Annotated in this window: 10 protein-coding genes and 1 pseudogene; 6 read left to right on the forward strand and 5 right to left on the reverse strand. The window is 51.6% G+C overall.

Annotated features, from left to right (window positions below):
- The first annotated feature begins 118 nt into the window (after nucleotides 1-118).
- Both lptF and lptG read left to right on the forward strand, forming a co-directional pair.
- Nucleotides 119-1,231 (forward strand): LPS export ABC transporter permease LptF, encoded by a 1,113-nt coding sequence (lptF, locus tag ACMHXI_RS21880; protein WP_025011394.1) that lies wholly within the window; start codon nucleotides 119-121, stop codon nucleotides 1,229-1,231.
- Entirely contained in the window at nucleotides 1,228-2,286 is a 1,059-nt protein-coding gene (lptG, locus tag ACMHXI_RS21885) for an LPS export ABC transporter permease LptG (RefSeq protein ID WP_025889279.1), read from the forward strand. Before lptF ends, lptG begins: the two co-directional genes overlap by 4 nt.
- Nucleotides 2,287-2,451: 165 nt before the next feature.
- Here the strand turns inward: lptG and ACMHXI_RS21890 are convergent, their stop codons facing one another.
- The 5 genes from ACMHXI_RS21890 to ACMHXI_RS21910 form a co-directional block, all read right to left on the reverse strand.
- On the reverse strand, nucleotides 2,452-2,961 hold the full coding sequence (locus tag ACMHXI_RS21890; protein ID WP_025011396.1) for an RDD family protein: 510 nt from the start codon (nucleotides 2,959-2,961) through the stop codon (nucleotides 2,452-2,454).
- Nucleotides 2,962-2,986: 25 nt separating this feature from the next.
- Entirely contained in the window at nucleotides 2,987-3,238 is a 252-nt protein-coding gene (locus ACMHXI_RS21895) for a DUF2960 domain-containing protein (RefSeq protein ID WP_025011397.1), read from the reverse strand.
- Between the two features lie 26 nt (nucleotides 3,239-3,264).
- Nucleotides 3,265-3,615, reverse strand: coding sequence for a DMT family protein (locus tag ACMHXI_RS21900; protein ID WP_025889282.1), 351 nt, complete (start codon nucleotides 3,613-3,615; stop codon nucleotides 3,265-3,267).
- A 3-nt stretch (nucleotides 3,616-3,618) separates the two neighbouring features.
- Nucleotides 3,619-4,104, reverse strand: a complete 486-nt coding sequence (locus ACMHXI_RS21905) for a GNAT family N-acetyltransferase (RefSeq protein WP_025011398.1) — start codon at nucleotides 4,102-4,104, stop codon at nucleotides 3,619-3,621.
- Between the two features lie 66 nt (nucleotides 4,105-4,170).
- Nucleotides 4,171-5,661: a carboxypeptidase M32 gene (locus ACMHXI_RS21910; RefSeq protein WP_208185012.1), complete on the reverse strand. Its 1,491-nt coding sequence runs from the start codon at nucleotides 5,659-5,661 to the stop codon at nucleotides 4,171-4,173.
- 426 nt (nucleotides 5,662-6,087) lie between these two features.
- Between ACMHXI_RS21910 and ACMHXI_RS21915 the strand changes: the two genes are divergently transcribed.
- The 4 genes and pseudogenes from ACMHXI_RS21915 to ACMHXI_RS21930 all read left to right on the forward strand — a co-directional run.
- A complete protein-coding gene (locus tag ACMHXI_RS21915) occupies nucleotides 6,088-6,720 on the forward strand; it encodes a YqiJ family protein (RefSeq protein WP_096140892.1) in 633 nt (210 codons plus the stop codon).
- 26 nt (nucleotides 6,721-6,746) lie between these two features.
- On the forward strand, nucleotides 6,747-8,579 hold the full coding sequence (locus ACMHXI_RS21920; protein WP_096140891.1) for a flotillin family protein: 1,833 nt from the start codon (nucleotides 6,747-6,749) through the stop codon (nucleotides 8,577-8,579).
- Between the two features lie 1,673 nt (nucleotides 8,580-10,252).
- Nucleotides 10,253-11,128, forward strand: coding sequence for a hypothetical protein (locus tag ACMHXI_RS21925; RefSeq protein WP_345873674.1), 876 nt, complete (start codon nucleotides 10,253-10,255; stop codon nucleotides 11,126-11,128).
- Nucleotides 11,129-11,308: 180 nt separating this feature from the next.
- A pseudogene (locus ACMHXI_RS21930) lies at nucleotides 11,309-11,421 on the forward strand (alpha-amylase family glycosyl hydrolase); the annotation flags it as partial.

The following is an 11,421-nucleotide window of genomic DNA, read 5'->3' on the forward strand; positions in this document are numbered from 1 at the left end:
CGCCTGAAACAACCAAAATGCCGCCTGTTATGGTCAGAAAACTATCAAAAGTAGACAGTCTACATGAAAGTAACACTGACACCAGCAAAAAGATAAGTTTGGATACCGGATTCAGCCTGTGATTGTATTTAGATACTTGATCCGCGAAGTTTTGAAGGCACAAATAGCGGTGCTTTCAGTCTTGTTAGCTATTTTTATCAGCCAGCAATTTGTCCGCATCCTGGCCGATGCCTCCGATGGCGAATTTCCCGCTTCCCTGGTGATGACACTGATAGGCCTCAATCTGCCCGAACTGGCGGTGCTTATCCTGCCCCTGAGTCTGTTTCTGGGGATCTTGCTCGCCCATGGCCGCATGTATGCAGAAAACGAGATGGTGGTCTTTCACGGGGTCGGCATCAGCGAATGGTATGTCACCCGGGTAACCCTGATCCTGGCGTTGCTCAACAGCCTGTTTACCGGTTATCTGGCGCTTTATGTCGCGCCTTGGGCGCAGGACAAACAGCACACGGTTTTGGAAAAGGCTCAGTCAGAGGCCGGGCTTGCCGCCCTGGTTCAGGGACGTTTTCAAACCAGTGCCAATGGCCGGGCTGTGCTCTTTGTTGAAAAAATCAGTAAAGACAACGAACTGGAAAAAGTCTTTGTGGCCCAGCTTCCCGATGCGGAAGACGAAAGTGGCGTTACCAACCTGGTAGTGGCCCATGGTGGCCGGGTGGTGGAAGACGCAACCGGTGGTCAGCGGCTCAAGCTCGATGATGGCGTGCGTTATCAGGGAGCCCCGAACCGGGTGGATTACCAGGTGATTGAGTTCGGCGGCTATCAGATGCAGCTCAAAGAGCAGGAAGTGGATGAGAGGGATCGTAAGTTATCTGCCGTGCCTTTCAAGGAACTGCTCAATACGCCGGGGCCGGAAGCCGTGGCAGAATTTCACTGGCGACTGGCTATTCCGCTGGCGATCCCCTTGATGACGCTGATTGCGGTGCCGCTGGCGCGGGTTAATGTGCGTCAGGGCAAGTTTGCCAAGGTGTTCCCGGCGGTATTGCTCTATCTTGGCTATTTCGGCTTGATGGTCGCCGGGCGCAAGGCACTGCAGGATGAGGTGATCCCGGCCTGGCTGGGGATGTGGTGGATCCATGCCTCGGCATTGGTGATGGGCATCTTGCTGATAGGTAAGGGCAGACCTTTGGGCACTCGCCTGACCGGCCTGTTCAAACGCCGGGGGGCCGCAGCATGAAGATACTGGACTGGTATATTGCCAGAGTACTGCTCAGCACCTCTGCCCTGTGTCTGCTGATTTTGACCGGGCTTTCCGGGATCATCAAATGGGTCGATCAGCTGCGTCTGGTGGGCCGGGGCAGCTACACCATGATGGATGCCGCAGTCTATGTGCTGTTTTTGATCCCAAGAGATGTGGAGATGTTCTTCCCCATGGCCGTGCTGCTTGGGGCCCTCATCGGTATGGGCATGCTGGCCTCCAACTCTGAACTGATAGTGATGCAGGCCTCCGGCATGTCACGGCTGCAGATCACCCTGTCGGCGATGAAGACGGCGGTCCCTTTGATGCTGTTGGTGATGGTACTGGGGGAATGGGGCGCGCCGGTGGCGGAGCAGAAGGCCTATGAGCTTAAGACCAACAAGATCTCCGGCGGTAACCTGATTAAGTCCCACCGCGGGATTTGGGCCAGAGACGGAAACCTGTTCGTCAACATCGGCGAGATTGAGGATGTGACCCGTCTTGGCAATATTACCCTCTATGAGTTTGACTCAGAGCAGAAGTTGGCCAGTGTGGTGCACGCCGAGCAGGCTATCTATACCAAGGAATATTGGCGTTTATTGGAGGTTCGCCGCACTGTGTTCAAAAATGAGCAAGTGGTGCTGGATAACCTCAAGGAAGACAGATGGCCCTCCAGTCTGACACCGGACAAGCTGAGCGTGGTGTCGGTTAAACCCGATGCCCTGTCTATCCGTGGCTTGGTCGGTTATCTCGATTATCTGAAGAACAACAATCAGGATGCCAGTCGCTATGAGTTGGCACTGTGGCGTAAGGTGATGCAGCCCATCACAGTGGCTGTGATGATGCTGGTGGCGCTCTCTTTTGTGTTCGGGCCACTGCGAACCGTCACCATGGGGGCCAGGGTGTTACTCGGGGTGATAGCCGGCTTTACCTTCTATATCTGTAATGAGATCTTCGGCCCCATGAGCATAGTCTATGAGCTGCCGGCCTTGATGGGCGCCATGATGCCGAGTGTGCTGTTTACCGGCGCGGCTATCTACTATATCCGCCGCTGAGGACGCTGAGGATTGAAGGCTTGAGAGTAAAGCCGCTGCGGGTTTAAAGCCTCCCTTGTTGATTAACGTTATGAAAAAGCCCTGTCACTGACAGGGCTTTTTGCTGTGGTTTGCGTATTAGTATCTAAAAAGCTCTATTTTTAATGCTACCACTATCCGTGTACTTCAGGCTCCGTGCCAGTTACGCAGTGAGTTGGCTTCTTTACTGAGAAGCACCACTTCTGAGCGGGTCATGCTGTCCTGCAGTGCCAGTTTGTCACCATTGAACAGGATCCACAGGTTGCCTATCCCCAACAAGGACCAAACTACCCGTGCCAGCGCGGTAATAAAACTCAGGTTTTGGCCGTTGGGATGCTGCACCTTGAGGCGCCAGGCGCGCATGCCCAGAGTCTGGCCGCCCTTGGACCAGAACAGGGCGTAGAAACCGGCCACACAGCAGGCCAGCCACAGCTGATAGAGGCCGTGATAGAGGCTGTTGCCATTGAGCAGATCCGAAACATGTTCATAGTTTCCCATGGGAATAAGGCCGGAGGCGGTCAGGCCGGTAAAGATCCCAAACCCTATGGCACCGGCAAACATGTAGACGGCTACCGCCAGCAGCAGATCATAGACGGCGGCACCGAGGCGCTTGAAAAAGCCGGCTCGGGGAAAATTGGCGTGCTCTGGATTTATCATGGCTTAACCCTCTTTTGGGCAGGTATTAACCCTGCTCTTCTTCTTTGACAAAGTGGATATGACGAAACCCCATACGGGCGAATTCACTGGTGCGATAGCTCTTCAGGGCGCCACCGCCTTTGGCTGTCATGGCGACTTGCTGCTCCATCGCCAGAAAACGGCTGAGATCTATTCCCTCGGCGGCGGCAACAGCCTCGTACATGTCGTGGTATTTGTCATAGGCAAAGTTGATCACTTTCGCGACCCCTTTGTATTCATAGGCGACCTGACGTGCCATCTTGTGTCCTCATTAAAGCAGTGGGCTCAAGCGAACTTACTGCGAAATATAAAATAAACGGCGCCGAGCATACACAACCCGGCCCAAAGATAGTCCAGTTTCAGTGGTTCCTTTAGGTAATAGAATGAAAAAGGAACAAACAGACTTAGGGTGATGACTTCCTGAAGTATCTTGAGCTGGCCCACATTCATCACACTATAACCAATACGGTTGGCCGGTACCTGCAAAAGATATTCGAACAGGGCTATGCCCCAACTGACCAAAGCGGCAATGATCCAGGGTTTACCTGAAAGGGACTTGAGGTGGCCGTACCAGGCAAAGGTCATAAAGATATTGCTCAGGCACAACAAGCCTATGGTGATGAGTGTGGGTTGCATCTGTCAGCGGGCTACCGGATAGACCATATAACTGGCGTCATCTGTATAGGTGGCCAGCGATTTTTCGATACGCTTGTGGTTAAAGCCGAGCTTTTCCCAGTAACCACAGGCGCCCTGTACTGCAACCAGTGACAAGGAACCCAGGCGCAGTTTTTCCGCCTGAAGCTTGAGGGTATCAAACAGTTTGCGTCCGGCGCCGAATCCCTGAGCTCTGTTGCTGATGGCAATATCATGCAGATAAAGGGTGTCGGCCTTGGGCAGTGTGGTAATCGCCTTGTACAGTGGCGGAGGGGTGTCTTCGGTCCAGGGATGAGCCAGACAATAGCCTACCACCTGGTCACTCTTTTCAAGGACATAGCAGGTTTGCGGTGATGCCTGCCACTTGCTCTTGAGCACATGTAAAGGTTCGGGGGCCAGAGCGTGGTAGCACTCTGCTTGAATTTCGCCTATGGCTTGCCAGTCATCCTGGCTAATGGCGCGTATCAACATCTGAATTCACTTTCTCTTTTCAGTTACTTCGTAGAAACGCGCCATTATACCATTTTTGCAGATAAATTAATCCAGATAGCGCTGCTGCAGATGGCGCTGCAGGAAGTTGGGATCCAGACTCTGCCCTGTGGCGCTGCGGATCAGTTCATCGGTTTCCAGCAGGCACCCCTTGGACCAGATCTTTTCATCCAGCCAGTCGCAAATCTGCCCCAGCTTATCCTGGCTCAGCAGGGCTTCAATGGGGCCCAACTCGGCTTCCATGGCAAATCTCAGCTGGGCGGCATACATGGCGCCCAAGGTATAGCTGGGGAAATATCCCAGTTCGCCCAAGGTCCAGTGAATATCCTGCATGCAGCCATCTTTATAATTGCCGGCAGTACTCAGCCCCAGATATTGCTGCATCTTTTGATCCCAGAAATCGGGTAGGTCTTTCACTTCCAGGCTGCCGTCGATAAAGGCCTGCTCGGCTTCAAATCGCAGCAGTATGTGCGCCGGATAGGTGACTTCATCGGCATCGACCCGGATAAGACCCGGCTTGACCCGGGTGATTTTGTCGACCAGTTCATGGGCCGATACCGGGCAGTCGAGATGTCGGCGAATTCTCGGATAGAGCTTGCTGATAAAGGCGCGGCTGCCGCCGAGTTGCATCTCAAAAAACAGGCTCTGACTCTCGTGGATCCCCATGGAGCGAGACATTCCGGCGGGTTGTCCTCGCCAATCCTTTGGCAGCGCCTGCTCGTAACGGGCATGACCCGTTTCGTGAATAGTGGAGGTGAGGGCAGCGATAAAGTCATCTTCCGTGTAGCGACTGGTGAGGCGGATATCACCGGGCACGCCACCGCAAAATGGGTGCGAGCTGACATCCAAACGTCCTTGGTTGAAATCAAATCCCAGGTATTGCATTACCTCCCGTCCCAGCAGCTTTTGGTCTGCTATCGGGTAGTCGCCGGCGCTGCTCTTGTAACTCTGGTGCAGCTGCTTGTGCTTCACTTTTTGGATAAGCTCGGGCAACCAGTCCCGCACTGCCCCAAGCGTGGTCTCCAGCCGCTCACATGTCATGCCGGGTTCAAATCTGTCCAGCAGGGCATCGTAACCGGCCTTGCCAGTGTGCGCCGAGCGAGCCTGGGCTTCCTCTCGCACCAAGGCGATTACCGCTTCAAGATTGGGGCGAAACCCTTGCCAATCGTTGTTATGTCGCTGTTCGCGCCATTGGTTTTCACAGCGATAACCCGCCAGCGTCTTGGCCTGCACCAAGTCCCCCGGTACGGCTATAGCTTGGGCATAGTGCCAGCGCATCTCTCTGAGGTTGGCTTGCTGCTCGATACTGAGTTCGGCGGCCTTGGCTTCGGCGCTATCCAGCCATTCGGCAAGCCGGGGCGAGGTTTTTAAACTGTGAATGTGTAATGCCAACTCGGCCATCGCCTCGGAGCGGACCTCGCTGCCTCCCATGGGCATCATGGTGGCTTGGTCCCAGTCCCCCAGGGCACTGAAATGCTCAAAGTGGCTGATGGTACGAAAGTGCTGGCAAAGTTGCTGATATTCGGTTTTGGCTGTCATGGTGTGCTCTGGAATGTTTGGCATTCATCAAAGAATAACTGCCCCTATGCTAACCAAGCCAAGGGACGATACTCAAGCAGTTTTCAGCAGGCTTTACTCATGCGTAGATTGATTAACATAATGTTTTGTAACAAAAAATAAAGGTGTGGCACTAATTGGGTTATTCCCTGTTGCCGATATTGAGCCGGCAGTTTGCGACTTAAGGTTAACTAAGCCTGGTTAAGCCTTAAGCGTTGCGATGGCAGTATCAAACCTTCTGGATTTGAGCCTTAGTGTGAACTGCTTCCGATTTCTGACGTCAAATGCAGATAAAAGCTATTGGAGTCCAAGCTTGCCTGGAGGTAAACTCGAGAATTACCTGAATTTAACAGGCATATATGGAATGTTGGCGACCGGGAGCGGTCGTCGCCCACAAGGAGGAATCCTGTGCTGGACTTTTTTCTGGCCCAGTCCAATCTGCCCTATGCTGTAGCCTTGGCGATAGTGGCACTGCTTGGAGTGATAGAGGGACTCACATTAATCGCGGGTATCAGCCTGATGGCCGCCATGGATGACTGGCTTCCCGATGCCGATCTTGATACTGACCTGCCTCAGGGCGGACTGACAGCGCTGGCCGGTTGGCTCTGCCTGGATAGGCTGCCTGTGCTCATCTGGTTTGTGCTGGCGCTGGGATGTTTCAGTATTACGGGCTACCTGCTTAACTATTTTTCCTGGCTGCTGACCTCTGCTCTGTTGCCGCAAGTGTTTTCTTTGCTGCTGGCCTTGCCGCTAGCGGCGATTGCCTGCCATTTCCTCGGTGGGCAGTTGGCCCGAATTCTTCCCAAAAATGAATCCAGCGCCGTCTCAATCGAAGATCTCAGCGGCAGCGTCGGCACAGTAACACTCGGCTGTGCCATCAAGGGCAATCCCAGCGAGGCTGTGGTTCAGGATCAGTACCGTCAGAAACACTATGTTCTGGTCGAGCCCGAAGACGAAGACACCGAATTCCCGGCAGGGGTGCAAGTGGTGCTGCTCAGACGCAGCGGCCGCGTGTGGTCTGCCACCCGTTTTGAACAATAATCTAACCAAAGAAGGAAACAACAGGAATGGAAACCATCCCGGGTTTAAATACCAGCGGCACCAGTATGTTGCTGTTTACCGCAGGCGCAGTAGTGCTCTGCCTGTTGGTGATAGGGTTTATTTTTGCCAAGCTCTATTGCCGCGCCACTAAAGAGATGGCCTTTGTGCGCACGGGGTTCGGTGGTGAAAAGGTAGTCAAAGATGGCGGCGCCATTGTCCTGCCGGTACTGCATGAAATTATTCACGTCAATATGAACACCCTGCGCATCGAGGTGGGCAAGACCCAAAAAGATGCCCTGATCACCAAAGACAGGATGCGGGTGGACGTCAAGGCCGACTTTTACTTGAGGGTGGCCCCCAATGCCGAAGGTATTTCCATGGCGGCCCAGACATTGGGTGGTCGTACCAATAGGGTGGAAGAGCTCAAGAAGCTGATGGAATCCAAGTTTGTTGACGTGCTGCGCGCCGTGGCAGCCGAAATGAACATGACAGAGATGCACGAACAGCGGGCCGACTTTGTACAACGGGTGCAGAACAACGTAGCCAACGATCTTGAAAAAAATGGTCTGGAACTGGAGTCGGTTTCTCTGACAGGTTTTGACCAGACAGAGCTGGAGTTCTTCAATGAGAACAACGCCTTCGACGCCGAAGGTCGTGCCAGACTTGCCAAGATCATCGAAGAAAAGCGTAAAGAAACCAACGACATTCAGCAGGATAACCGGATCCAGATTGAGCTGCGTAACCTGGAAGCCGAAAAAGAGTCGCTGAATATCGAAAAGGCTGAAGAGGAAGCACGTCTGATCCAGCAGCAGGCACTGGAGTTCAAGCGCGCCGAGCAAAAGGCCGAGATCATCAAGCAGAAAGAGCAAAAGCAGCGTGAGGAGCGGGAGGCGGAAATCGCCAAGGAACGCGCCATTGAGTCGGCGGAAATTGAAAAGACCAAAGACATAGAAACCCGCGAGATTGAAAAGCGTAAGCAAATTGAGCAGGCCAGAATTCAACAGTTGCGAGATATCGAAGTCTCTGAACAGGAGAAACAGATTGCGGTTGCCGCCAAGTCGGAAGAAGAATCTGCCGCCAGGGCCCGCGCCGCCGAGGCCGAAAAGCTCAAGGTTGAAAAAGAGGAAGCGGTAATCACAGTGCGTCAGGTGGCTGAGGCTAATCGTCGCAAAGAGATTGAAGTTATTGACGCCCGTAAAGAGGCAGAGCGGGAAGCCGTTGGGGTTACAGTTCAGGCTGAAGCCGAGAAACGCGCCGCCGAAGACAGATCCATAGCGATACTGACCGAAGCCCGCGCCAGTGCCGATGCCAAGATGCTCAAGGCCGAGGCCGATGAGAAGGTGTATGCGGTGGAAGCGGCCGGTAAACAGGCGCTGCACGAAGCCGAGAACGTGTTGCGTGACGAGCAAGTTGCCCTGCAGCGTTCACTGGCGATCCTCAAAGTTCTGCCGGAAATCGTCGCCAATGCGGTTAAACCACTGGAAAACATCGAAGGCATCAAGATCCTTCAAGGCTATGGCAGCGGCGTAACCGGCCAATTGGGGACAGCTTCCGATGGCGCCGGTGTCAAGGGCGGCATTGCCGAGCAAGTGACCAGTGCAGCGCTCAACTACCGTGCCAATGCGCCCGTGGTCGATGCCATGCTCAGAGAGTTGGGGCTGGTAGATGCCGAAAAGGGCGGCCTGAATGATCTGCTTAGTGGCAACAACATGCTCACCCATGAAGCGCTGCAAATCGCCCGGGATACCAAGGCCAGTGCCGAGCCCAAAGTGGAGACGGTAAAGCCTGTCAGCCAAAACAATGTGGCCTATGAAGTGACTTTGGATATAGACAAACCTGAGCAACCGAGAAACGTTTGAGCCCGGTTGTACTCATCAATGCCCTCCTCCATCGGAGGGCATTTTCTTATCAGGCATAGCTTGTTCTTATCAGGCATTGCCTCGGAAAATTCGTTTTCAATTCGCCAAACCAGGTTCGGCTACGCCAATATGCAAACAAAGCCTAGCGGCGGCTTCGAAGGGGAATCGGTGTAATTCTGTTAGCGCTGAGTAGCTTGGAACATCTGAAGTGTCTGCAGACATACACCTAATTTCCAGGCACAGGCGGAACTGTGACCGTCGAAAACAGGGACGAATTTTGTTCCAGACAAATTCGGCATTTCCTACGTCCCTGTAGGTCAGATGTTTTCGTCGAGGCTACATGGACGTATTCACAACAACTTCCCTGTTTAACGGCCAGCTCACCGTCCCTGGCTCGCGCTCGAAAGCATGTTGCTGTGCAACTCTCGCCGAATCACAGGATCGCCTGTGCATAAGCCTGCGGCAGGCAATGGGAGACATCCGTTGCTGGAAATTTAATCTATGTTATTTGGCTGTTTTGAGCTGAAAGCAATGCTAGCCGCTGTGCCAGCGGCGTAAAGTCGTGGAGCTTCGCCCCACACCCGACCAAGAAGGGATCAACAGCAATCCCCTCTTGGATCTCCCTTGCCGCCCCACACGGTGTCGAAAGCCCCTCGGCCTAATGGCGCAAATAACTATCGCTTCAGACGCTCATCCCTGATTCGACTGTCGCTGCTTCGGCATCCATGCCTCAGCCACGTTATTTGCGCCAACGGCTTTCGGCGACACCGAGGGGGAATTGGTACAACTCTGTTAGCGCTGAGTAGCTTGAAATATCTGAAGAGTTTGCAGACATACACCTATTTTCCAGGCACAGGTGGAACTGTGACCTTCCGAGCCAGGGATGGCGAGGCAGAGCTTACAAGGACGTACTTGCAGCGTGTCACAGGATCGCCTGTGCAAAAGGCGCACCGCAGGTGATGGGCTACACAGTGGCCGGAAACTCGGCCAGTACCAACTTAGGAACTTTTAGCTGGAAGCTATGATAGCCGCTGTGCCAGCGGCTTAAAGTCGTGTCGCTTTGGGTTTCCAATCCAGTCAATTCTGCTTCAAAAACAAACCAAATCAGGGTTTTGTTGCCTTTGTCAGAACTTGACCTTTGGCTAATTGTTTTCAAATTCAGTACTGGGTATTGTATAACCAATTCAAACGCTTAGCTTTAGCACTTTCTTAAGCTTAAGGCCGAAAGCAACAACACTTTTCTGCATTAAGCGGAATGCAGGGACAAACAGAGTTTGGACCCGTGCGGTAGCCATGGCTTTACTTAATGCTTTTTGTTGGGTCTGGATTGTAGAGCCCTTGAACGACTTGGCGCGCTCATGACAAGCACCTCAGAACTGATTTTTTATACAGTATTATTGCCGTTCCAGGAAAAATGCCGGAAATTTGTAGATAATTTTGCGCATTATTTCTGTAACATTTTAGAAAATAGCATCAAATTCATAACGTTAAAAAATACAGCTGGTAGATAATAGGTTTAGAAACCGCGCATGCGCGTTTAGCTGCAAGGGATATTTGGACTAAACTCTATTATATCCAGCGAATACAAACAGATAGCGATGCGCGTTTACGCTCCTCCGAGGACTAAAACGCGCATGCGCGCTATACAGCTGTTAGCAGTCGAAGGAGAAATAGTGACAAAACGTAAAAATGAGAGAAGTCTAATTCCGCTTTTAGCTGTTTTAGGAATTGTAGCTACACCTTTGATATTTATTCTTGGAATTGTTGCAGGTAGCCAAATTCAGCTAGCAAACATTTTAACTGCAGATTCATTGTCTTCTTGGATAAGTGCATTAGCTACAGTAGCGATCGCAGTACTTACTTTTGTTCTTGCTAAAGAAACGTGGTACTTGCGAGAAGCACAAATCGAGCAAGTTAACGAACTACGAGTACAGAGCATTCGTCCTAACGTATCCATAAAATTCTTTAGTAGTCCAATATCATTCAATTTGATGATGCTTGAGGTTAGCAATCTTGGTAAAGGTATAGCGAGAAATGTTCGTTTTAAATTTTATGATAGGAATGGTAACGAAATTAAAGCGACTGAAGACGCTATTGTCGATGAGTTTTTAAAGTTGCATGTCATGTCAAAAGGCCTGCACTCTCTTGGTATTAATCAAAAATTTGAGAGTTTCTTATTCAGTTTTTATGATGTGAAAAATAAAATCGATAGTGAAGATGTATTTTCCCCATATTTTAAAATTTCAACCTCTTATGAGGATGTTGAAGGAAACTCATACTCTGATGAGTTAATCATTGACTTTAAAGAGTTTGATGGCGTTTCAGAGATCGGTGGAGGTGATCCTCTCCATAAAATTTCGGGAGACATCAAAAAGCTCAGAGAGCAGTTCGAAGGAATGACACGGTCATCCTCAAAAAGGCTTCATGTAAACACATATTCATCTCAAGACAGAAAGCAAGAACGAGAAGATCAGCAGAGATGGTTTGAAGAGCAGAAAGCCAAGCGAGAACAGTCAACTGCTAACAATAAAAGTCAGGCGGACAGCTAAAGCAGCCGCTGCTTTTGGGCGTTATAACTCATAGGAGTACACTTGAGTAAGAATTTGAAACAGTGGAAAAATCCACTCAGAGGAAAAGATAGGACAGCCATATCTTTTATATCTTTTTGATGTTTCGCCCAGGCTTGACTAGGCTTTGAAATACCCATCAAAGCTCAGTCGAGATTGGTTATGACCACCGCCCGTCGCCAGTTGATAGATGCTGAAAGTACGCCCTTTTACCACGTGATTAACCGTTGCGTGAGAAGGGCATTTTTGTGTGGTGAAGATGCACTGTCGGGGCG

The organism is Shewanella sp. BJSY2023SW005, from assembly GCF_047314585.1.
In the GTDB taxonomy this organism is placed as follows: Bacteria; Pseudomonadota; Gammaproteobacteria; order Enterobacterales; family Shewanellaceae; genus Shewanella; species Shewanella algae.